Source organism: Bradyrhizobium canariense, assembly GCF_019402665.1.
In the GTDB taxonomy this organism is placed as follows: domain Bacteria; phylum Pseudomonadota; class Alphaproteobacteria; order Rhizobiales; family Xanthobacteraceae; genus Bradyrhizobium; species Bradyrhizobium canariense.
Genome location: NZ_VSST01000003.1, coordinates 51,528 through 74,117, shown reverse-complemented (window position 1 = coordinate 74,117; position 22,590 = coordinate 51,528). Strand labels below are relative to the sequence as shown.

The window sequence follows — 22,590 nt, the reverse complement described above, 5'->3', positions numbered from 1 at the left end:
TCGGAACAAGGACAATGTCACACCCCAACTTTCCCATCACCGAGGTCCTCGTCGTCGCCGATTGCTGGCAGCGGGAGCCCGAATCCGAGGCCGTGATCCAGCGCGCCGTGGCGGCCGCCGCCGAGAATGTCGACGAAGACGTTGCGGAGGCGGAAGTGGCGGTGATGCTGACCGATGATGCCGGCATCCGCACGCTGAACGGCAACTGGCGCGGCATCGACAAGCCGACCAACGTGCTGTCGTTTCCCGCGCTGCAGCCGGAAGGCGAATGGAAACCGGGCGATGCGCCGCGCATGCTCGGCGACATCGCGATCGCCTACGAGACCATGCGGCGTGAGGCGGACGAGGAACAAAAGCCGTTCGATCATCATTTGAGCCATCTCGCCGTGCACGGTTTCCTGCATCTGGTCGGCTACGACCACGAAAACGAAGACGACGCCGAGGAAATGGAAGCGCTCGAACGAGAGATCCTGGCTCATCTCGGCATTCCCGATCCCTATGCCGACCGCCCAGGGACGCATTGAGATGCCGGATTCGGACCCGATTCACGACAATCCGCGCAACACGGCCAATTTACCGGTCGTGGTGACCTCAGGCGAGGTGATGCGCCCGACCGCGGAAGGTTGGCTACTGCGTGCCATTCGCAGCCTGTTCGGCTGGAAGGCGGGTTCGGTACGCGACGACCTCCAGGTCGTGCTCGACGCCACGACGCCCGACGACACCGGCTTCTCGACGGTCGAGCGCACCATGCTGCGCAACATCCTCGGCCTGCACGAGCGTCGCATCGCCGATGTCATGGTGCATCGCGCCGACATCATCGCGGTGAAGCGCGACATCCCGCTCGGCGAGTTGATGGACCGCTTCGAGAGCGCCGGCCATTCGCGCCTTGTGGTCTACAACGAGACGCTCGACGATCCCGTCGGCATCGTCCATATCCGCGATCTGCTTGCCTTCATGACCGCGCGTGCGCGCGTGTCGGGGGTCACGAAAGCCAAGCGCAAGAAGCCGCTGCCGGCCGGGCTCGATCTGCGTACGGTCGATCTCGCGCTGCCGCTCGAAGAAGCGCGCATCATCCGCAAGCTGCTCTACGTGCCGCCGTCGATGCGGGCGATCGACCTGCTCGCGCAGATGCAGGCCACTCGCATCCATCTGGCGCTGGTGGTCGACGAATATGGCGGCAGCGACGGCCTGGTCTCGCTCGAGGACATCGTCGAGCAGATCGTCGGCGAGATCGACGACGAGCATGACAGCGACGAGCCGCCTTCGATCGTGCGGCTGCCCGACAACGCCTTCATCGCCGACGCCCGCGCCAGCCTCGACGACGTCCGCACCGTGATCGGCGAGGACTTCGTCACCGGGGAGGCCGGCGAGGAAGTGGAGACGCTGGGCGGCTATCTCGTCAGCTTCGTCGGGCGCCTGCCGGTGCGCGGCGAGGTGATCTCGGGCCCCGGCCATTACGAGATCGAGGTGCTCGATGCCGATCCGCGCCGGGTCAAGCGACTGCGGATCTCGACGCGAAAGGAGCGCCCCGCGCCGCGCACCCAGCGCGAAAGCCGGCGCCGCGAGGCTGCGCCGGATGGCAGCCAGCCGTCGGCCAGCGACACGCCCACCCCGCCGCCAAGCGACGGGACCGGTCCGCAGTGAGCCCTTTCCAGCGATTTCGCCAGATCGCGCTTGCCATCATCCTGACCTGGGGATGGAAGCGCGCGCTCGTCGCGATGGCTGCCGGTGCGCTCTCGGTGCTGGCACTGGCGCCGTTCAACGCCTTCCCGGTGCTTTTCATCACCTTCCCGGTGCTGGTCTGGCTGATCGACGGCGCCGGCGCCGGCCGATATCGCGGCGTCCCCGCCGCGGCGCTGACCGGCTACTGGTTCGGCCTCGGCTATTTCGTGCCCGGCCTCTACTGGATCGGCTACGCCTTCTTCGTCGATGCCGATGTGTTCGCCTGGCTGACGCCGTTCGCCGTGCTGGGCCTGCCGGCCTATCTGTCCATCTTCACGGCAATGGGCTTTGCGCTCGCCCGCCTGCTCTGGACCAAGAACGCCACGCGCGTGCTTGCGCTCGCGGCAAGTCTCACCATCACCGAATGGCTGCGCGGTCATGCGCTGACCGGCTTTCCCTGGAACGCGTTCGGTTATGCGCTGTCCGAGCCGCTGCCGCTGGCACAAACGGCGTCGCTGATCGGCCTCTGGGGCATGACGTTCCTGACGGTTGCGATCTTCGCAAGCCCCGCGGCGCTGATCGACCGCACGCCCGATCGCCGCCTGGCGTGGCGCGCACCGGCCGCGGCCCTGGCGCTCCTGCTGGTCATGAGTATCTTCGGCGCGATCCGCCTGTCGCTGCATCCGACCACGATGGTCGCGGGCACCAAGTTGCGCCTGATGCAGCCGGATCTCCAGCAGGACGCGAAATTCAACTACGCCGCCAAGGCGGAGGTGATGAAGAAATATCTGGCCTTGTCGGACCGCGCCTCCGGGCCGCAATCGACCGGCGTGCGCGATGCCACCATCCTGATCTGGCCGGAATCCGCCTTTCCGTTCTTCCTCACTCGCGAAGCCGATGCGATGGCGCAAATCGCGGAGCTTCTGCCCAAGGGCACGGTGCTGATCACGGGCTCGGTCCGCGCGCCCGACCTGCCGCGGGGCACGCCGATCACCCGCGCCTATAATTCGATCTACGTGATCGACCACGACGGCAGCGTGCTCTCTATGTACGACAAGCTGCATTTGGTGCCGTTCGGCGAGTTTCTTCCCTACCAGGGTCTGATGGAGAAGCTCGGTTTCGAGCAACTCACGCGTGTGCGCGGTGGCTTCATTCCCGGCACCGTGCGGCATGCGCTACCGGTCCCCGGCGCACCGTCCGCGCTGCCGCTGATCTGCTACGAAGCAATCTTTCCCGGCGAGGTGGCTGGACGCAATGAGCGTCCGGGCTGGATCGTGAACCTCACCAATGACGGCTGGTTCGGAATCTCGACCGGCCCCTACCAACACCTCGAACAGGCGCGGATGCGCGCGATCGAGCTCGGATTGCCGCTGGTTCGCTCCGCCAATACCGGCGTTTCCGCAGTGATCGATCCGGTGGGACGCATCGTCGCCAGCCTCGGTCTCGGGATCGAAGGCGTTTTGGATGCAAATCTGCCCGCCGCGATCCCGCCGACCATCTATGCGCGCGTGGGCGATGTCCCCGCGGCCATGCTCGTCGCGCTCGCCGTGTTTCTGGCGGTCCGCCGACGTGTTGCCAAGCGGCGCCCCTGATCACGCAGCCGCGGCCGATAACTTTTGACAACCGTAGTCCCACGGTTGACAGACTGCACGCGGCCTCCTCATTCTGCACCGGCTGCAAAAGACAGTGGGCATTGCTAAATTTCTCCGCAATGTTTTCCAATAACAGGGTCTGATTTTGACGTTGCTTACACCTGAGGCATTCCTGATTGCGCCGAAGGTGATGTTTGGAGGGCTGAGGAAATGTCGAAAGCGCCCAACCCTGTTGACAAATATGTCGGCAGTCGCGTGCGGATGCGCCGCATCATGTTGGGCATGAGCCAGGAAAAGCTCGGTGAAGCTTTGGGCCTGACTTTCCAACAAGTGCAGAAATACGAGAAGGGCACAAACCGGGTCGGCGCGAGCCGCATCCAGCAAATTGCCGAAATTCTCCAGGTGCCGGTGTCCTTCCTGTTCGAGGGCGGTCCGAGCGGCGTGGCGGGGCCGGACGGCTTCGCGGAAGGCGCATCGCCGTCTTACGTCTCGGATTTCCTCGCAACTTCCGAAGGACTCGCTTTGACCAAAGCGTTCACCCGAATCACGGATTCGAAGATGCGCCGCTCGATCGTCGATCTCGTCGAGCAGATCGCGGCCCGCGAAGGCCCCGACAAGCGCTGACGCGCCCTCTCAATCCGATTTGAGACTGCGTCAAATCTGGCCTATGTCGTCATTTGCGGCCGCGCTTTGATGCGCGTCCTCCTCGATGATGCGATTCAAAGGCACAGATGCGCTCATGGTCAGCTCCAATTGGTTCGATTCCCAAACTATTCTCGATGGCATCCGCCGCTGGGTGGAGGTCGAGACGCCAACGGACACGCCTGAACAGGTCAACAAGCTGGTCTCGATGGTCGCGGAGCAATACCGCGATCTCCCTGTTACGCTCGAGCGCATCGCCGGCGTCGATGGTTGCGGCGATCATCTCGTAGCGCGCTCGACCTGGGGCCAGGACCGGCCCGGCATCCTGGTGCTGAGCCACCTCGATACCGTTCATCCCATGGGATTCATCGAGCGCCTGCCGTTCAAGGTCGAAGGCGACAGCGCGTTCGGTCCCGGCATCTACGACATGAAGGGCGGCGCCTACATCGCCCATCACGCCTTTCGCGCGCTTTGTGCCACGGCCGATCGCCCGCCGCTCGGCATCACCCATCTGTTCACCTCCGACGAGGAGATCGGCAGCCCCACCTCTCGCGCACTCATCGAGACCGAAGGGCGCAAGGCGAAATACGTGCTGGTGACGGAGCCGGCCCGCGACGGTGGCAAGATCGTCACCGGCCGCAAGGGCGTCGGGCGATTCGAAGTGTTCATCAAGGGCGTGCCCGCGCATGCCGGCACGCGGCCCCAGGATGGCCGCAGCGCGATCCGCGAGCTCGCCAATGTCATCCTGGCGCTGGAAGCGATGAACGATCTGGCGCGCGGCGTCACCGTCAATGTCGGGGTGGTGCGCGGCGGCACGCGGCCCAACGTGACGCCGGAAGAAGCCCATGCCGAAATCGATCTGCGCGTGCCGAGCTTCAAGGACGCGGATGAATTCGTCGGCAAGATCCTCGCCCTGACATCGAAGACGGATGGCGTCACCGTCAAGGTCACGGGCGGGCTCAATCGTCCGCCCTACGAGAAGAGCAATGCAGGCGCCTCGCTGTACGAACATGCAAAGACCGTGGCCACGGAGATCGGCTTCGAGCTGGTCGACGTTCACACCGGCGGCGGCTCGGACGGTAATTTCACCGCAGCCCACACCGCGACGCTCGACGGGCTCGGCGTCGACGGCAAGGGCGCGCACACCCATTATGAGCAGCTCTATGTCTCGTCGCTCGAACCGCGCGCGCGGCTGCTCCATCGCCTGTACCAGACGCTACGATGAGTGAGCGCAAATCAGATCCCGATCGCGAGGACAGCGAGCGCGCCTTCTTCGGACGCCGCAAGGGCCACAAGCTCAGGCAGCACCAAGCCGAGCTGATCGATCATCTGCTGCCGCGCCTTGCGCTCGCCATCGACCGCGAAGCACCGGCGGATGCCCGCGAGCTCTTCGGCCCCGCCGTCGACGATTTGCGGCTCGAGATCGGCTTCGGCGGCGGCGAGCATCTTGCGGCAGAAGCGCAAAACTTCGCCACAACCGGCTTCATCGGCTGCGAGCCTTACGTCAACGGCATGGCGAAGATCCTCGCGCAGATCGAGGCCGCCGAGATCGGCAACATCCGCCTGTTCGCAGGCGATGCCGCCGAGCTCCTGGCCTGGCTGCCGAAGGCTTCGCTGTCGCGGATCGACCTGATCCATCCCGATCCCTGGCCGAAACGGCGGCACTGGAAGCGGCGCTTCGTGCAGGACCGGACCATCGCCGCGATGGCGCGCGTGCTGAAAGCCGGCGGCGAATTTCGTTTCGTCTGCGACATCGACGATTATTGCGCCTGGACGCTGTCGCATCTGTCGCGTTCGCAGGACTTTGTCTGGCTCGCGGAGCGCGCCGATGATTTTCGCCTGCCGTGGGACGGATACACGATGACGCGCTACGGCCGAAAGGCCACGCGCGAAGGCCGCAAGGCGGCGTATCTGCGATTCAGGCGGGTCTAGATCGTCTGCCGGTTGCGCCAGAAATTCACGACGCGCTCTGCGGTCGTCGGCATCAGCCGAGTAAAGTTCGCGCGCGCCTGCTCAAGGTCGGCATCGGCTGGCGTGCGATTCGGGCCGTACCACATCAGGATCAGCTCCCGCACCGTCGGCCAGCTGACATTCAGCACACGTGCCAGAACCAGAATTGGATCGTAGCGGTCACCCGTGATCAGGCGGTCGAGGACAGAGAGGCGGACGCCGGACATCGCCGAGAGCGACGCGATCGCCTCCTCGTATTTGTGGGCCTTCGCGAAGCCAAACAGCGCGCTCTCGCCAAGATGGCCCCCGCGATGCAAGGCCAGAATCGTACGTTGCGCTCCCGAGAAATCGCGACGCGGGCCCGGCGGCAGCGTGGCTTCCTCGATGGCCGCCATGGCGCGCTTGATCTCGACCTGGCGCACGGGATTGACCACGCTCGAGAGGCGACGGCGGATGACGTCGAGCGTACCGTCAAGAAGCTGTTTCAGGTTCTCGCCCGAAAGATCGCTACGCTGGCCGATCCTGAGGGTCAGCACGCCATCCTGCGCGGCACGCTTGATCAACTCGGAATAGCTGCCAGGCGAGAACTCCGCGCCGGAATTGCCGGCGGCGCGGCGCACCACGTCGCGATCGCCGCGCTCGACCAGCACGTCGGTGATGACAGCCGACAGCGTGGGGCGCTCGCTCATCGCCAGCAGATGGCCCTGGCCCTTCAGTCGCGCGATCTCGACGAGAGCATCGTCGTCGAGCACGGGGGAATGGCGCAGCACGGGACCCGCCACCGCGATTTCGTTTTCGCGCGCGAGCTGATTCACGAGATGCCGGGGCGCGTTGCTCAGGCGTGAGAAGCGTTCGGCGAGATCGACGCGCGAGGCAAGCTCGGCATGCGGGACGAGATCGATCAGCAGATTGTCGAAGAGATCGATGACATCGGGACGGAGGTTCTCGGCGTCCTGAAAGAACAATTGGGAGATGGCGTGCGCGATCTCGCCGCGACGCCGCGGGTCGCCGCGTTTGACGATATCGTCCAGTCCGGGAATGAGCGACGTGGCAACGGTCATGAAAACGCAAACTCGTACGGGGCACGCCGCGGGTGCGCCCTTGGTCCAAGCCGCCCCACAATCGGGGAATTTAGGCCTCGGAGGTGAAGGAAGCGTTGCGCGGGGCCGCAGGCAGGGCGCAAAAAGCCCAGCCTGCCCTGCATGGGCCTTGTCCGGGAAGACGGAAAGGGCTATATCAGCGCTAATTCATCTTCTCATACGATCCGCGTAGTGAGAGTGGGCCCGAAAGGACCCGCTCTTTTTTATTACCTGAACGCGGCTTGGTGAAAGATGTGCGGCCCGGCGATCTGTCGGGAGAGTTCCGAAGCGAGCTTTGAGATCTTAAACCAAGCCTTAACCATATCGAGCGCCTTGACCTCTGCCATGACCGAACCGAACCCTGGTTCCACGGATGCCGAATTGCTGGCCGAGCCGAGGCTCGTAGTCGAGCCGGGCGTGGCGGCACGGGTGTCCGCGGTCGCCGGACCGGTGCTCGAAGGCATGGGCTACCGCTTGGTGCGGATCCGCATTTCCGGGGAATCCGGCTGCACCGTGCAGGTTATGGCCGAGCGGCCGGACGGCTCCATGCAGATCGAGGATTGCGAGGCGATCTCGCGGGCGCTGTCGCCAGTGCTCGACGTCGCCGATCCCGTCGATCGCGCCTATCGGCTGGAAATCTCCTCACCGGGGATCGACCGCCCGCTGGTGCGCCGCTCCGATTTCGAGCGTTATGTCGGCCATCTGGTGAAGGTCGAGATGGCGGTCGCCCATGAGGGCCGAAAGCGGTTCCGCGGCACGATCGGCCCCGTCGAAGGCGACCGCGTGCATCTGCATCGCGACGACGTCAAGGCGGGCGAGACTGCCGACGTTCTCCTGACGATGGAAGACATCGCCGAGGCCCGGCTGGTGCTGACCGACGAGCTGATCGCGGAATCCATGCGCCGCGGCAAGGCCCAGGCACGCGAGATGCGCCGCAATCTCGGCCTCGAGCCGCCGGCGGCGCCGCACGCCAGCATCAGCGAAAAAACGACCAAGAACACCAAACCGACCAAGAAGCCGGCGCCGGCCGCGACGAAAAAGCCGGCTCCGACCAATACCAAGAAACATCGCTTGGCCGCCGAACGCGCGCGGCGGGGCGAGATCGATCCTGACGAAGGAGACTAGCCATGGCAGTCAGCGCCAATCGACTTGAATTGCTTCAGATCGCCGACGCCGTTGCGCGCGAGAAATCGATCGACCGCGGCATCGTCATCGCGGCGATGGAGGATGCCATCGCCAAGGCGGCGCGGGCCCGTTACGGCAGCGAGACCGACGTTCACGCCGAGATCGACCCGAAGAAGGGCGAGCTTCGGCTGTCGCGCCACATGCTGGTGGTCGAGACGGTCGAAAACCATTCGAACCAGATCTCGCTGGTGGATGCGCAGCGCGCCAATCCCGGTGCCCAGGTCGGCGACACCATCGCCGACACCCTGCCTCCGCTGGAATATGGCCGCATCGCCGCGCAGTCGGCCAAGCAGGTGATCGTGCAAAAGGTGCGCGAAGCCGAGCGCGACCGGCAATATATGGAATTCAAGGACCGCATCGGCGACATCGTCAACGGCGTCGTCAAGCGCGTCGAATATGGCAGCGTCATCGTCGATCTCGGCCGCGGCGAGGCCATCATCCGCCGCGACGAGATGCTGCCGCGCGAAGTGTTCCGCAACGGCGACCGCGTCCGCGCCTACATCTTCGACGTCCGCCGCGAGACCCGCGGCCCGCAGATCTTCCTCTCCCGCACCCATCCGCAGTTCATGGCAAAACTGTTCGCGCAGGAAGTGCCCGAGATCTATGACGGCATCGTCGAGATCAAGGCGGTTGCCCGCGATCCAGGCTCGCGCGCGAAAATCGGCGTGATTTCCCGTGATTCCTCGGTCGATCCGGTCGGCGCCTGCGTCGGTATGCGCGGTTCGCGCGTGCAGGCGGTGGTGAACGAATTGCAGGGCGAGAAGATCGACATCATCCCCTGGTCGCCCGACATCGCGACCTTCGTGGTCAACGCGCTGGCGCCGGCCGAAGTCTCCAAGGTCGTCATCGACGAAGACCGCGAGCGCATCGAGGTCGTCGTGCCCGACACCAACAACCAGCTCTCGCTGGCGATCGGCCGCCGCGGCCAGAATGTGCGACTGGCCTCGCAGCTCACCGGCTGGGACATCGACATCCTGACCGAGCAGGAGGAATCGGAGCGCCGCCAGGCCGATTTCGAGAACTCCACCCGCGTCTTCATGGAATCTCTCAATGTCGACGAAGTGGTCGGCCAATTGCTGGCGTCGGAAGGCTTCACGTCGGTCGAGGAACTCGCGATGGTGGACGTCAAGGAACTCGCCGGCATCGAAGGTTTCGACGAGGAGACCGCGCAGGAGCTCCAGAACCGCGCCCGTGAATATCTCGAACAGCTGGAAGCCGAGCTCGAGGCCAGGCGCAAGGAGCTCGGGGTCGAGGACGCCGTCAAGGACGTGCCCGGCGTCACCTCGAAGATGCTGGTGAAGTTCGGCGAGAACGACATCAAGACGGTGGACGACCTCGCTGGCTGCGCTACGGACGATCTGGTCGGCTGGACCGAGCGCAAGGAAGGCGGCGAGCAGACCAAATATCCGGGCGCGCTCGACGGCCTCGAAATTTCCCGTGACGATGCTGAAGCGATGATCATGCAGGCCCGCGTCAAGGCCGGTTGGATCACCGAGGCCGATCTCGCCAAGCCCGCCGAAGAGGCCGAGGCGACCGAAGATCAGCCGGCTTAGGGCGAAGGAGGATGTCACCCGGATGCTCGCCGATACTGACCCCGAACTCGACCATGGACCGCGGACCGAAAGGTCCGCGACCATGCGGATGTGTGCGGTCAGCCGCGAGGTCCGGCCGATCGACGAGCTGATCCGCTTCGTCGTCTCGCCCCAAGGGCACATAGTTCCCGATCTCAAGCGCAAGCTGCCCGGACGCGGCATGTGGGTCACCGCCTCGCGCGAGGTGGTTGCGGAAGCCGTTCGGCGTCACCATTTTACCAAAGCCTTCAAGCGCGAGCTGCGCATCCCTCAGACGCTTCCCGCCGACCTCGAGGCGCTCCTGGTCCGGAGCGTGGTCGAAGCCCTTGGGATTGCGGCCAAGGCGCGCCAGATCATCGCCGGTTTCGGCAAGGTCGAAAGCGCGCTTCGGGAAGGTACGGTCGAGGTCCTGATCCATGCCAGCGACGGGGCCGCGGACGGAATCCGCAAATTGGACATGCTGGCGCGTCAAAATGAGGGAAATCGCGGCGCCAAGCCGCCGATTCCCGTCGTCACCGCACTAAAATCGACAGAATTGGATTTGGCACTTACCCGGTCAAATGTGATACATGCTGCCCTGCTCGCGGGCCCGGCGAGCAAGTCATTCCTGTCACGTAGCCAGATGCTGGTCCGATACCGGATGGCGGACGCTGACAGGACTGCCGAAAAGCCCGGCCAGGATTTCTGAGAGACAACGACCACCCGATAGCACGGTGCGGCAACGCACAAGACAACAAGATCAGGATTAGGACTGCTTAATGGTTGATACCAAGACCCCTGGCGACAAGAAGCTGAGCGTTCCGAGCAAGACGCTATCGCTCAAGCCGCGCGTCGAAACGGGCACCGTGCGCCAGAGCTTCAGTCATGGCCGTAGCAAGCAGGTCGTGGTCGAGAAGCGTGGCAAGCGCCGTGTCGACGGCAGCCCCGAGCCGCAGGTGGCCGAGGTGGCGAAGCCCGCGCCGGCCGCCGCCGCGCCCAAGCCTGCTCCGGCCCGCCCCGCGCCGCCGCGCAACGCCGGCTCCGGTGTGGTGCTGCGTACGCTGACCGAGGACGAACGTTCCGCCCGCGCCAGCGCGCTGGCCGATGCCAAGGTGCGCGAAGTCGAAGAGCGCCGCCATGCCGAGGAAGAGGCCCAGCGCCGCGCGGTCCGCGAAAGCGCCGAGCGTGCCGATCGCGAGGCCGCCGAGGCCCGTCGCAAGGCCGAGGAGGAGCGTCACCGCCACGAAGAGGAAGCCAAGCGGAAGGCCGAAACCGAGGCCAAGAAGCGTTTTGGCGAAGGCGAGCAACCGCAATCCGCGGCCCGCCCTGCAACGGCGACCTCGGCCGCTCCTGCAGCGCGGCCCGGAGCGCCGATGGCGCGGCCCGGTACAACCACCACGGCACGCCCGGGAACAACGACCGCGCGGCCCGGAACGACCACGCAGCGGCCGGGAGGCCCGGTGGGCCGCGCCCCCGCTGTCGCAGCCGGACCGGACGAGGACGAAGGTCCGCGCCAGATCCGTCGCGGCCCCGGCGGCGCTGCGCGGCCTGTGGTCGCTCCCAAGCCCACCCACAAGCCCGGCCCGCAGAAGGAGCGCGGCCGCCTGACGGTCGTCACCGCCTTCAATGCCGACGACGTCCGCGAGCGCTCGATCGCCTCGTTCCGCCGTCGCACCCAGCGCCTGAAGGGCCATGCCGCGAACGAGCCGAAAGAAAAGCTCATCCGCGAGGTGGTCATTCCGGAAGCGATCACCATCCAGGAGCTCGCCAACCGCATGTCGGAGCGCGCGGTGGAAATCATCCGCATGCTGATGAAGCAGGGCGCGATCCACAAGATCACCGACGTGATCGATGCCGACACTGCGCAACTGATCGCCGAGGAGCTTGGTCACACCGTCAAGCGCGTTGCCGCGTCCGACGTTGAAGAAGGCCTGTTCGACGCCATCGACGATTCCACCGACACCGAGCCGCGCTCGCCGGTGGTGACCGTGATGGGTCACGTCGACCACGGCAAGACCTCGCTGCTCGACGCGCTCCGTCATGCCAATGTCGTCTCCGGCGAAGCCGGCGGCATCACCCAGCATATCGGCGCCTATCAGGTGCTGTCGCCCGAAAGCGGCAAGAAGATTACCTTCATCGACACGCCCGGCCACGCCGCGTTCACCGCGATGCGCGCCCGCGGCGCCAAGGTCACCGACATCGTCGTGCTGGTGGTTGCGGCCGACGACGGCGTGATGCCGCAGACGATCGAAGCCATCAACCACGCCAAGGCGGCGCGGGTGCCGATCATTGTTGCGATCAACAAGATCGACAAGCCCGACGCCAAGCCCGAGCGCGTGCGCACCGAGCTGCTCCAGCACGAGGTGCAGGTGGAATCCTTCGGCGGCGAAGTCGTCGACGTCGAAGTGTCGGCGAAGAACAAGACCAATCTCGACAAGCTGCTCGAGATGATCGCGCTCCAGGCCGACATCCTCGACCTCAAGACCAATTCGGATCGTCCGGCCGAAGGCACCGTGATCGAAGCCAAGCTCGATCGTGGCCGCGGTCCGGTCGCGACCGTTCTGGTCCAGCGCGGCACGCTCCGTGTCGGTGACATCATCGTCGCCGGCGCTGAAATGGGCCGCGTCCGCGCGCTGATCTCGGATCAGGGCGAGACGGTGCAGGAGGCAGGTCCGTCGGTGCCGGTCGAGGTGCTCGGCTTCAACGGTCCGCCGGAAGCCGGCGATCGTCTCGCCGTGGTCGAGAACGAAGCCCGCGCCCGCCAGGTCACCAGCTACCGCGCGCACCAGAAGCGCGAGAACGCGGCTGCCTCGATCTCCGGCATGCGCGGCTCGCTCGAGCAGATGATGTCTCAGCTGAAGACGGCGGGCCGCAAGGAATTCCCGCTGATCATCAAGGCCGACGTGCAGGGCTCGCTGGAAGCGATCCTCGGCTCGCTGGAGAAGCTCGGCACCGACGAAGTCGCCGCGCGTATCCTGCATGCCGGTGTCGGCGGCATCTCGGAATCGGACGTGACGCTCGCGGAAGGCTTCAACGCCGCGATCATCGGCTTCTCGGTTCGTGCGAACAAGGAGGCCGCTGCGGCCGCCAAGCGCAACGGCATCGAGATCCGTTACTACAACATCATCTACGACCTCGTGGACGACGTGAAGAAGGCCATGAGCGGCCTGCTCGCGCCGACCCTGCGGGAAACCATGCTCGGCAATGCCGCGATCCTGGAGATCTTCAACATCTCCAAGGTCGGCAAGGTCGCCGGCTGCCGCGTCACCGATGGCACCGTGGAACGTGGCGCCAACGTGCGTCTGATCCGCGACAACGTCGTCGTGCACGAGGGCAAGCTGTCGACGCTGAAGCGCTTCAAGGACGAAGTGAAGGAAGTCCAGTCCGGTCAGGAATGCGGCATGGCCTTCGAGAACTATCACGATATGCGCGCCGGTGACGTCATCGAGTGTTACCGCGTGGAGACGATCCAGCGCTCCCTGTAAGTCCAAATCTTACCGAAGCGCCTGGATCTTTTTTGAACTGAATTGCGGGAGTGCGATGGCCGGATTTTTTCCGGCCATCCACCCCTCTTCGTTTCAGCAAGACAAATGACAATGCCCGTGTCCCAAACGCGGGCATGACGAGGTGATTTTCAGACCATGCCCCGCCATCATCAGAAAAAGAGTTCCGCGTCCGGCGGCTCGCAACGTCAGTTGCGGGTCGGCGAGCAGGTTCGCCATGCGATAGCCGAGATTCTGGCGCAAGGCAGCGTGCATGATGCTGACCTCGAAGGCCACATCATCACCGTGCCGGAGGTGCGGATGTCGCCCGACCTGAAGCTCGCGACAGTCTACGTGATGCCGCTCGGTGGCCGCGACACCGAGGTCGTCCTCGCTGCGCTCGAGCGCAACAAGAAATTCCTGCGCGGCGAGGTCGCGCGGCGCGTTAACCTGAAATTTGCACCTGACCTTCGCTTCCGCGTCGACGAACGATTCGACGAAGCGGAACGGATCGAGAAGCTTTTGCGAACACCCGCGGTGCAGAAGGACCTGGAACAGGATCCGGATACGGATCGGGAAGAAGAACGATGACGATGGACCCGGCTCACGGCACGATCGGCGGCGAAGAGGCCGATCAGCTCGACGTGCAGAAAAATAATTTTGCGGATGTGAGCGGCAATTCTCAGCCGCACCAGGAGCCGCGCCGCGTCAACAACGATCCGCGCGCCAACAAGCAGAAGGGCAACCAGCCGCGCCGCGATCGCCGCGACGTCCACGGCTGGGTCGTGCTCGACAAGCCGATCGGCATGACCTCGACGCAGGCTGTTGCCGTGCTCAAGCGCCTGTTCAACGCCAAGCGCGCCGGCCATGCCGGCACGCTCGATCCGCTCGCCTCCGGCGGCCTGCCGATCGCGCTCGGCGAGGCCACCAAGACCGTCCCCTTCGTCATGGACGGCCGCAAGCGCTACCGGTTCACGGTGTGCTGGGGCGAGGAGCGCGACACCGACGACATCGAGGGCCGGGCGACCGCAACCTCGGACCAGCGCCCGACCCGGGAGGCCATCGAGGCCCTGCTGCCCCGTTTCACCGGGGTGATCCAGCAGATCCCGCCGCGCTATTCCGCGATCAAGGTCCAGGGCGAGCGCGCCTACGACCTCGCCCGCGACGGCGAGATCGTGGAACTGGCCCCCCGGCCGGTCGAAATTCACCGCTTAAGCCTTGTAGATCAACCGGATAGCGACCGGGCCGTGTTCGAGGCGGAGTGCGGCAAGGGCACCTATGTCCGCGCGCTGGCCCGCGATATGGGCCGGATTCTCGGCACTTACGGCCATATCTGCGCGCTGCGGCGGACCCTGGTCGGCCCATTTGGCGAGAACGACATGATTCCGCTGGATCAGTTGGAGGCTTTGTGCGATAGAGCCGCGTCCGGCGAGGGTAGCCTCGCCGACGCGCTTATGCCCGTTGAGACCGCGCTGGACGACATCCCGGCACTGGCCGTCACTCGGGCTGATGCGGCAAGGCTCCATCGGGGCCAAGCCGTTTTGTTGCGCGGACGGGATGCGCCCACTTGTAGCGGCACAGTCTATGTCACGGTGGCAGGCCGGCTTCTCGCGCTTGCCGAAGTCGGCAATGGCGAAATCATCCCCAAGCGTGTGTTCAACCTGACCGGCCTGACTGCCAGCGCCGATCGCAACGAGAGAAATTGACCGATGTCGATTGCCGCAGAACGCAAAGCGGAAGTCATCAAGACGAATGCCAACAAGGCCGGCGATACCGGCTCGCCAGAGGTTCAGGTCGCGATCCTGTCGGAACGCATCGCCAACCTCACCAACCATTTCAAGACCCACGTGAAGGATAACCATTCGCGTCGCGGCCTCTTGAAGCTGGTCTCGACCCGCCGCTCGCTCCTCGACTATGTGAAGAAGAAGGACGAGGCGCGTTACAAGGCGCTGCTCGAGAAGCACAACATTCGTCGTTAAGAGTTCTTGCGCGCGCCAACCGGCGCGCGTTTTCGCGCGTGATTTCGAACGAAAGCGTTTGTTTAAAGGTTTTTCGTCGAGGCTGCGTGCGCGTCGGATGCGAGCCGTTGACGGCGAGCATCCGGGCATGATGGGCGAACACCGCGCTTCGGTGTTCGCGTTCGTGCCGACTGACAGTCCAGCAGCAATCCGGCGGCTGGGCACAACGGGCAAGGCGCCCGTATGACCCGAAGGGATGGACGCCATCCGAAATCCAAAAACCATGGCAGGATCGCAGGACGCTGATCGCCCGCTTCGATCAACGTCCCGCAATCTTGCGCATGGTTTTTGTTTTTCGACCCGTCCTTCTTTCGAGAACCCATGAAAGAAGACCTCTATGTTCAATAAGCATTCAGTCGAGATCGACTGGGGTGGACGCCCTCTCAAGCTCGAAACCGGCAAGATCGCCCGCCAGGCCGACGGCGCCGTCGTCGCGACCTACGGCGAGACCGTGGTGCTCGCCACCGTCGTTGCCGCGAAGTCACCGCGCGAAGGCGTCGACTTCCTGCCGCTGACCGTCGACTACCAGGAGAAGACCTACGCAGCCGGCCGCATTCCCGGCGGCTATTTCAAGCGCGAAGGTCGTCCGACCGAGAAGGAAACGCTGGTCTCCCGCCTGATCGACCGCCCGATCCGTCCGCTGTTCGTCGACGGCTGGCGCAACGAGACCCAGGTGATCGTCACCGTGCTCTCGCACGACATGGAGAACGATCCCGATATCGTCGCGCTGGTGGCCTCGTCGGCTGCGCTGACCCTGTCGGGCGCTCCCTTCAAGGGCCCGATCGGCGCCGCGCGCGTCGGCTTCGCCAATGACGAGTTCATCCTCAACCCGACGCTCGACGAGATGGTCGACACCCAGCTCGACCTCGTCGTCGCCGGCACCGCAGACGCCGTGCTGATGGTCGAATCGGAAGCCAAGGAGCTGAACGAAGAGATCATGCTCGGCGCCGTGATGTTCGGTCACCGCCACTTCCAGCCGGTGATCAACGCGATCATCGAGCTCGCCGAAAAGGCCGCGAAGGAGCCGCGCGAGGTCACCACGATCGACAATTCGGCGCTCGAAAAGGAAATGCTCGGCATGGTCGAGCAGGAACTGCGCGCCGCCTACGCCATTCCGGTCAAGCAGGATCGCTACGCCGCGGTCGGCAAGGTCAAGGAAAAGGTGATCGCGCACTACTTCCCGGAAGGCCAGGAGCCGAAATACGACAAGCTGCGCATCGGCGGCGTGTTCAAGGAGCTCGAAGCCAAGATCGTTCGCTGGAACATCCTCGACACCGGCAAGCGCATCGACGGCCGCGATTCCAAGACCGTGCGCAACATCGTCGCCGAAGTCGGCGTGCTGCCCCGCGCCCACGGCTCGGCCCTGTTCACCCGCGGCGAGACCCAGGCGCTGGTCGTGACCACGCTCGGCACCGGCGAGGACGAGCAGTACATCGACGCGCTGTCGGGAACGTACAAAGAGACGTTCCTGCTGCACTACAACTTCCCTCCCTACTCGGTCGGTGAGACCGGCCGCCTCGGCGGCACCAAGCGCCGCGAGATCGGCCACGGCAAGCTCGCGTGGCGCGCGATCCACCCGGTGCTGCCGCCGCACCACGAATTCCCCTACACCACGCGCGTGGTATCGGAGATCACCGAATCCAACGGCTCCTCGTCGATGGCTTCGGTCTGCGGCGCCTCGCTCGCGCTGATGGACGCCGGCGTGCCGTTGAAGCGGCCGACCGCGGGCATCGCGATGGGGCTGATCCTCGAAGACAAGCGCTTCGCGGTTCTCTCGGACATCCTCGGTGACGAGGACCATCTCGGCGACATGGACTTCAAGGTCGCCGGTACCGAGCAGGGCATCACCTCGCTCCAGATGGACATCAAGATCGAGGGCATCACCGAAGAGATCATGAAGGTCGCGCTCGGCCAGGCCAAGGATGGGCGTATCTACATCCTCGGCGAGATGTCGAAGGCGCTGACCAACGCCCGTGCCGAGCTCGGCGAATACGCGCCGCGCATCGAGACCTTCAAGATCGCCACCGACAAGATCCGCGAAGTGATCGGCACCGGTGGCAAGGTGATCCGTGAGATCGTCGAGAAGACCGGCGCCAAGGTCAACATCGAGGACGACGGCACCGTGAAGGTCGCCTCCAACGACGGCGAGGCCATGAAGGCCGCGATCAAGTGGATCAAGTCGATCGCCTCCGATCCGGAAGTCGGCCAGATCTATGACGGCACCGTCGTCAAGGTGATGGAGTTCGGCGCTTTCGTGAACTTCTTCGGTTCCAAGGACGGTCTCGTCCACATCAGCCAGCTCGCCTCGGCGCGCGTGCAGAAGACCTCCGACGTCGTCAAGGAAGGCGACAAGGTCAAGGTCAAGCTGCTCGGCTTCGACGACCGCGGCAAGACCCGCCTGTCGATGAAGGTGGTCGACCAGGAGACCGGCGAAGACCTCGAGGGCAAGGGCGAGAGCCAGCAGCCCGCGCGCGAAGCGGCCGGCGAGTAAATCTCGCTACCTGCCAGACACACGAAGGGCGGCCTCGCGGCCGCCCTTTTTGTTTGCGTTCGTTTGTGCCTGCTCCGGCCGATCTGCGCTCCCTCTCCCGCTTGCGGGAAAGGGTCGGGGAGAGGGTTGCTTCCGCAGAGAGACTCCCAATGAGGAGAGAGCCCTCACCCGCCGCGCGGGACGATGCTTCGCATCGCCCGGAGCGCGTCGACCTCTCCCGCAAGCGGGAGAGGTCAAACACCTCAAGCCGCGATGTCGTAGCGGTCGAGGTTCATCACCTTGGCCCAAGCCTTGGCGAAGTCCTTGACGAACTGCTCCTTGGAATCCGACGTGGCATAGACCTCGGCGTAGGCGCGAAGCTGCGAGTGTGCGCCGAAGATCAGGTCGACGCGCGTGCCGGTCCACTTGACCGCGTTGGTCTTGCGGTCGCGGGCCTCATAGGTGCCGTCGGTGCCGGCCGGCGTCCACTGCGTGCTCATGTCGAGCAGGTTGACGAAGAAGTCGTTGCTCAGCGTTCCCACCTTCGAGGTGAGGACGCCGTTCTTCGAACCGTTCGCATTGGCACCGAGTACGCGCAGACCGCCGACGAGCACCGTCATCTCCGGACCGGTAAGCCGGAGCAGCTGCGCACGATCGACCAGAGCTTCCTCGGGCATCATGAACTGCTGCCGCTTGCCGATGAAGTTGCGGAAGCCATCGGCCCGCGGCTCCAGCGGAGCAAACGAAGCGGCGTCGGTCTGCTCCTGCGAGGCATCCATGCGGCCCGGCGTGAAGCCGACCTTGACGTCGACGCCGGCATCCTTCGCAGCCTTCTCGACCGCGGCGGTGCCGCCGAGCACGATGAGGTCCGCCAGCGAGACCTTCTTCGCACCGGATGACGCGTTGAAGTCCTTCTGAATCGCTTCGAGCTTGCCCAGGACCTTCGAGAGCTGAGCCGGCTCGTTCACCTCCCAATCCTTCTGCGGGGCGAGGCGAATGCGCGCGCCGTTGGCGCCGCCACGCTTGTCCGAGCCGCGGAACGTCGAGGCCGACGCCCAGGCGGTCGAGACCAGCTCCGAGACCGACAGGCCCGAAGCCAGGATCTTGGTCTTCAGCGAGGCGATATCCTGCTCGCTGGCGAGCTGGTGATTCACCGCCGGGATCGGATCCTGCCAGATCAGCGTTTCCTTCGGCACCAAGGGGCCGAGATAGCGTTGGATCGGGCCCATGTCGCGATGGGTGAGCTTGAACCAGGCGCGGGCAAAGGCGTCCGCGAACTGATCGGGATTCTCCAGGAAGCGGCGCGAGATCTTCTCATAGGCCGGATCCATACGCAGCGAGAGATCGGTCGTCAGCATCGTCGGCCGATGCTTCTTGGACTTGTCGAAGGCGTCGGGAATGATCGCCTCGGCGCCCTTCGCCGTCCACTGCTGCGCACCGCCCGGGCTCTTCGTCAGCTCCCATTCGTACTTGAACAGGTTCTCGAAGAAGTTGTTGCTCCACTTCGTCGGCGTCGTCGTCCAGGTCACCTCGAGGCCGCTGGTGATGGAATCGCCGCCAATGCCCGAAGCGTGCTTGCTCTTCCAGCCGAGGCCCTGATCCTCGAGCGCGCCCGCTTCCGGCTCCGGTCCGACCAGCGACGGATCGCCGGCACCATGGGTCTTGCCGAAGGTGTGGCCGCCGGCGATCAGCGCGACGGTTTCCTCGTCGTTCATCGCCATGCGGGCGAACGTCTCGCGGATGTCCTTTGCCGCGGCGATCGGATCCGGCTTGCCGTTCGGGCCTTCCGGATTGACGTAGATGAGGCCCATCTGCACCGCGCCGAGCGGCTCGGCGAGCTGACGTTCGCCGCTGTAGCGCTCATCGCCCAGCCACGTGCCTTCGGGACCCCAATAGAGCTCTTCCGGCTCCCACACGTCGGCGCGGCCACCGGCGAAGCCGAAGGTCTTGAAGCCCATCGACTCCAGCGCGACGTTGCCGGCCAGCACCATCAGATCGGCCCAGGAAATCTTGCGGCCGTATTTCTGCTTGATCGGCCAGAGCAGACGGCGTGCCTTGTCGAGATTGGCGTTGTCGGGCCAGCTGTTGAGCGGCGCGAAACGCTGCTGTCCGGCGCCGGCGCCACCGCGACCGTCGGTGATGCGGTAGGTGCCCGCGCTGTGCCAAGCCATGCGGATCATGAGGCCGCCGTAGTGACCGAAGTCAGCGGGCCACCATTCCTGCGATTCGGTCATCAGAGCGGTCAGGTCCTTGATGACCGCGTTCAGGTCGAGCGACTTGAATTCCTTGGTGTAGTCGAAGTCCTTGTCCATCGGGTCGGACTTGGCCGAATTCTTGTGCAGCATCTCGATGCTGAGCTGGGTCGGCCACCAATCGCGGTTCGCCGGCACACGTTTTCCACCCGAAAACGGGCACTTTGAAGTGTCGTCCATGAATACCTCCTCTGGTGGCGTCGAACTCGCGCCATTGACCAGGTAGAAGCACTCTAGGCTTCACGTTCGATCAGGGGAAGTTGACTTTAATGATCGCAGCGATAAGATTTTCTGATGCTAAATCTCACGCTGCGCCAGCTCCGGTATTTCGACGCCCTGGCGCGTCACAGTCATTTCGGCCGCGCGGCTGAGTCCTGTTCGATCTCGCAGCCGGCCCTGTCAATGCAGATCAAGGAGCTGGAGGAGGCGCTTGGCGGCCTGCTGCTGGAGCGCAGCGCTCGGCAGGTGGCGCTGACCCGATTTGGCGAGGAGCTCGCGCAGCGCGTCCGCGACATTTTGCGCTCGGTCGACGAACTCGGCGATTTCGCCCGCGCCTCGCAGGACCGGTTCTCCGGACGGCTGCGCATCGGCATGATTCCGACGATCGCGCCCTATCTGCTGCCGACGATCACCAAGAATTTGACGCGCATGCATCCGGAGCTCGACATCCGCGTGCGCGAGACGATGACGCCGCGGCTGATCCAGGAACTGGTGGAAGGCCGGCTCGATACCGCCATCGTTGCGTTGCCGGTGTCCGAGCCCTCGCTCACCGAGGTCGCCCTGTTCGAGGAAAAATTCCTGCTGGTGCGGCCGAGCGCAGATGAGGGAACGCCGGCACCGTCGCGGGAGATGATGCGCGAGATGCGGCTGCTGCTGCTCGAAGAGGGGCACTGCTTCCGCGATCAGGCGCTGTCATTCTGCAACATGCAATCGGCGCCGCCGCGCGAGATGCTGGATGCCAATTCGCTGTCGACGCTGGTCCAGATGGTCAGCGCCGGCATCGGCGTCACCTTGATCCCAGAGATGGCCGTGTCGGTGGAGACGCGATCGGCTTCGGTCTCGCTCGCGCGCTTCCGCGACCCGCAGCCGTCACGCACCATCGGCATGGTCTGGCGCAAGACCAGCCCGCTGGCGCGGCAACTCCTGCAAATCTCCGAGGTGGTGTGCCTGTCGGCGGGCAAGGTGCGCGCGCGCCCATCCGTGCGCAGCAAGCCGATTTGAGCCCTCGATGTCGCATCCCATCATCCGCCCGGCCCGCGCGGACGAATACGACGAGATCGGCCGCGTCTGGATGGAGAGCTGGGTCTCGACCGGGCTCGGCGAGACGAGTGAATTCCTGCTCGCAAACCTGCGTGCACGCGTCCGGCGCGAGATCGAGGACGGTTGGAGCCTGTTCGTCGCCGACGACGACGGCACGATCGCCGCAATGCTGGCGCTGCATTTGCCAAAACTCTATCTCGACATGCTGTTCGTCGCGCCCGCCTATCAGGGCCAATCGCTCGGCCGCCAATTGCTCGCCTTCACGCGCACGCAAATGCCGGACGAGATGTATCTGCGCTGCGTCCGCGAGAACGAGAAAGCCTGGCGCTGGTACGAGCGCGAGGGCTTTGTGTTCGAGAAGCAAGCGGTCGAGCCCTCGAACGGGTTCGTGATGAAGTATTATCGTTGGCGGCGGCAGCGACCCTCCGGATAGGCAGTGGTCGCCTGGTGCAGCTTGCGGTTGTCACGGTTCCAATTTAGTGTGGCGTATCCGCCGTCCTCCTGCCCCTGGTCTCCCGGAATCGATGTTTCGAATTGCTGTCTCGCTGATCGCGTTGCTGTCCCTGCTCACTACGGCAGCCGCGCAAACCCCTCCCGCAACCACCGCGCCTCCCACTCAGACGGCGGTGCCGGCAAAACCGGTTGCCAAGAAGGCGACGCCGAAGGCCAAACCGGTGGCGAAGCAGCCGGTCGCGGTCGAGAGCGGCCCGTGCCGGCTTGGCGTGATCTCGGTGATCGGCGAGCGCTATTCCGTCCAGAAATTCGGGCTGACCATTTTCGAGAGCGAGGAGACCGAGATTCCCATCGACTGGGGTCTCGACGATCTCGTGTTTGCGCGGGTTAAAGCCGCAACGGGTGGCGATCCCGGTGTTCGCAGGATCGCCTACCCCAAGGGGGCCTTCGAACCCTTCTACAATCCGAAATCGCGATTCATTCCCGATCCCAACGAACGCCTGCCAGCGATCGTGCGCGGCATCACTCCGAACGGGAGCTGCGCTCGCTATCTGGTTGCGACCACGTACAAGGGAGAACTGCCGGGCACCCGCCTGATGTTAAACGGCATCGGCACATTCAATCAGGGGCTCGGAAATCTGATCCGGCATTCGCATTTGTTCGCCAACATCTCGATCAACCTGATCGACGGCAGAAGCTATGAGGAAATCAAGCGCCCCTTTGTGAATTTCGGCGCGAACTTCGCAGCAAGCATGCGATTGACCGAAGACCCGCTCACCAAGCTCGACAACTCGATGTTCCCCGACCCGCCCGCGGCAGCTTCAGCCAACGCGACGCTGCGCGAGAGGACACGAACACTCGTCGCAGACAGGCTCGACCGCGGACTCCCCGGCTATCTCAAGGAAGATTGAGCCGGAGCATTCCATACCTGGCGTAGTGCATTGCGGATTCGCTGCGGACGCGCCATGAAGTTGCGCGCTGTTCGGCTGCCACCG

At 64.6% G+C, this 22,590-nt stretch carries 19 protein-coding genes; 17 read left to right on the top strand and 2 right to left on the bottom strand.

The features are described 5' to 3' along the window. Nucleotides 1-14: 14 nt before the first annotated feature. The 6 genes from ybeY (at nt 15) to trmB (ending at nt 5,828) form a co-directional block, all read left to right on the top strand. On the top strand, nt 15-524 hold the full coding sequence (gene ybeY, locus FXB41_RS01405) for an rRNA maturation RNase YbeY (RefSeq protein ID WP_219678881.1): 510 nt from the start codon (nt 15-17) through the stop codon (nt 522-524). Nucleotide 525: 1 nt separating this feature from the next. Further along, the gene (locus FXB41_RS01400; protein WP_246648501.1) at nt 526-1,644 is read left to right on the top strand and encodes a hemolysin family protein; all 1,119 of its coding nucleotides are present in this window, start codon (nt 526-528) and stop codon (nt 1,642-1,644) included. After that, on the top strand, nt 1,641-3,254 hold the full coding sequence (lnt, locus tag FXB41_RS01395; RefSeq protein ID WP_219678875.1) for an apolipoprotein N-acyltransferase: 1,614 nt from the start codon (nt 1,641-1,643) through the stop codon (nt 3,252-3,254). The genes FXB41_RS01400 and lnt overlap by 4 nt, the downstream gene beginning before the upstream one ends. 210 nt (nt 3,255-3,464) lie before the next feature. Continuing rightward, entirely contained in the window at nt 3,465-3,878 is a 414-nt protein-coding gene (locus FXB41_RS01390) for a helix-turn-helix domain-containing protein (RefSeq protein ID WP_007598327.1), read from the top strand. Between the two features lie 85 nt (nt 3,879-3,963). Continuing rightward, a complete protein-coding gene (locus tag FXB41_RS01385; RefSeq protein WP_219678874.1) occupies nt 3,964-5,121 on the top strand; it encodes a M20 family metallopeptidase in 1,158 nt (385 codons plus the stop codon). Continuing rightward, nucleotides 5,118-5,828, top strand: a complete 711-nt coding sequence (gene trmB / locus FXB41_RS01380; RefSeq protein WP_219678871.1) for a tRNA (guanosine(46)-N7)-methyltransferase TrmB — start codon at nt 5,118-5,120, stop codon at nt 5,826-5,828. Before FXB41_RS01385 ends, trmB begins: the two co-directional genes overlap by 4 nt. Here trmB and FXB41_RS01375 read toward each other — a convergent pair. Next, on the bottom strand, nt 5,825-6,907 hold the full coding sequence (locus FXB41_RS01375; protein ID WP_219678867.1) for a DUF2336 domain-containing protein: 1,083 nt from the start codon (nt 6,905-6,907) through the stop codon (nt 5,825-5,827). The two genes, trmB and FXB41_RS01375, sit on opposite strands and share 4 nt — an antisense overlap. Before the next feature lie 363 nt (nt 6,908-7,270). Between FXB41_RS01375 and rimP the strand changes: the two genes are divergently transcribed. The 8 genes from rimP (at nt 7,271) to pnp (ending at nt 17,651) form a co-directional block, all read left to right on the top strand. Then, nucleotides 7,271-8,050 (top strand): ribosome maturation factor RimP, encoded by a 780-nt coding sequence (rimP, locus tag FXB41_RS01370; protein WP_035993842.1) that lies wholly within the window; start codon nt 7,271-7,273, stop codon nt 8,048-8,050. A gap of 2 nt (nt 8,051-8,052) precedes the next feature. After that, complete coding sequence (gene nusA, locus FXB41_RS01365; RefSeq protein WP_007603900.1) at nt 8,053-9,663, top strand: transcription termination factor NusA; 1,611 nt, start codon at nt 8,053-8,055, stop codon at nt 9,661-9,663. A 22-nt stretch (nt 9,664-9,685) separates the two neighbouring features. Then, on the top strand, nt 9,686-10,369 hold the full coding sequence (locus FXB41_RS01360) for an RNA-binding protein (protein ID WP_219678864.1): 684 nt from the start codon (nt 9,686-9,688) through the stop codon (nt 10,367-10,369). Between the two features lie 70 nt (nt 10,370-10,439). Then, a complete protein-coding gene (infB, locus tag FXB41_RS01355) occupies nt 10,440-13,145 on the top strand; it encodes a translation initiation factor IF-2 (RefSeq protein WP_219678861.1) in 2,706 nt (901 codons plus the stop codon). A 156-nt stretch (nt 13,146-13,301) separates the two neighbouring features. Further along, nucleotides 13,302-13,733: a 30S ribosome-binding factor RbfA gene (gene rbfA / locus FXB41_RS01350; RefSeq protein ID WP_007598344.1), complete on the top strand. Its 432-nt coding sequence runs from the start codon at nt 13,302-13,304 to the stop codon at nt 13,731-13,733. Further along, on the top strand, nt 13,730-14,848 hold the full coding sequence (truB, locus tag FXB41_RS01345) for a tRNA pseudouridine(55) synthase TruB (protein WP_007598345.1): 1,119 nt from the start codon (nt 13,730-13,732) through the stop codon (nt 14,846-14,848). Before rbfA ends, truB begins: the two co-directional genes overlap by 4 nt. Nucleotides 14,849-14,851: 3 nt before the next feature. Continuing rightward, a complete protein-coding gene (rpsO, locus tag FXB41_RS01340; protein ID WP_007598346.1) occupies nt 14,852-15,121 on the top strand; it encodes a 30S ribosomal protein S15 in 270 nt (89 codons plus the stop codon). A 376-nt stretch (nt 15,122-15,497) separates the two neighbouring features. Then, nucleotides 15,498-17,651 carry a polyribonucleotide nucleotidyltransferase gene (gene pnp, locus FXB41_RS01335; RefSeq protein ID WP_007598347.1) on the top strand — a complete coding sequence of 718 codons (2,154 nt, stop codon included), beginning with the start codon at nt 15,498-15,500 and terminating at the stop codon, nt 17,649-17,651. 242 nt (nt 17,652-17,893) lie between these two features. On the opposite strand, the gene katG is transcribed toward pnp, so the two are convergent. Continuing rightward, entirely contained in the window at nt 17,894-20,062 is a 2,169-nt protein-coding gene (gene katG, locus FXB41_RS01330; protein ID WP_219678858.1) for a catalase/peroxidase HPI, read from the bottom strand. A gap of 114 nt (nt 20,063-20,176) precedes the next feature. Between katG and FXB41_RS01325 the strand changes: the two genes are divergently transcribed. The 3 genes from FXB41_RS01325 to FXB41_RS01315 all read left to right on the top strand — a co-directional run bounded on the left by FXB41_RS01325 (nt 20,177) and on the right by FXB41_RS01315 (nt 22,506). Continuing rightward, nucleotides 20,177-21,103, top strand: a complete 927-nt coding sequence (locus FXB41_RS01325; protein ID WP_027514694.1) for a hydrogen peroxide-inducible genes activator — start codon at nt 20,177-20,179, stop codon at nt 21,101-21,103. 7 nt (nt 21,104-21,110) lie between these two features. Beyond that, nucleotides 21,111-21,575 carry a GNAT family N-acetyltransferase gene (locus FXB41_RS01320; RefSeq protein ID WP_219678854.1) on the top strand — a complete coding sequence of 155 codons (465 nt, stop codon included), beginning with the start codon at nt 21,111-21,113 and terminating at the stop codon, nt 21,573-21,575. A 91-nt stretch (nt 21,576-21,666) separates the two neighbouring features. Further along, nucleotides 21,667-22,506: a hypothetical protein gene (locus FXB41_RS01315; protein ID WP_219678853.1), complete on the top strand. Its 840-nt coding sequence runs from the start codon at nt 21,667-21,669 to the stop codon at nt 22,504-22,506. Nucleotides 22,507-22,590: the final 84 nt, after the last annotated feature.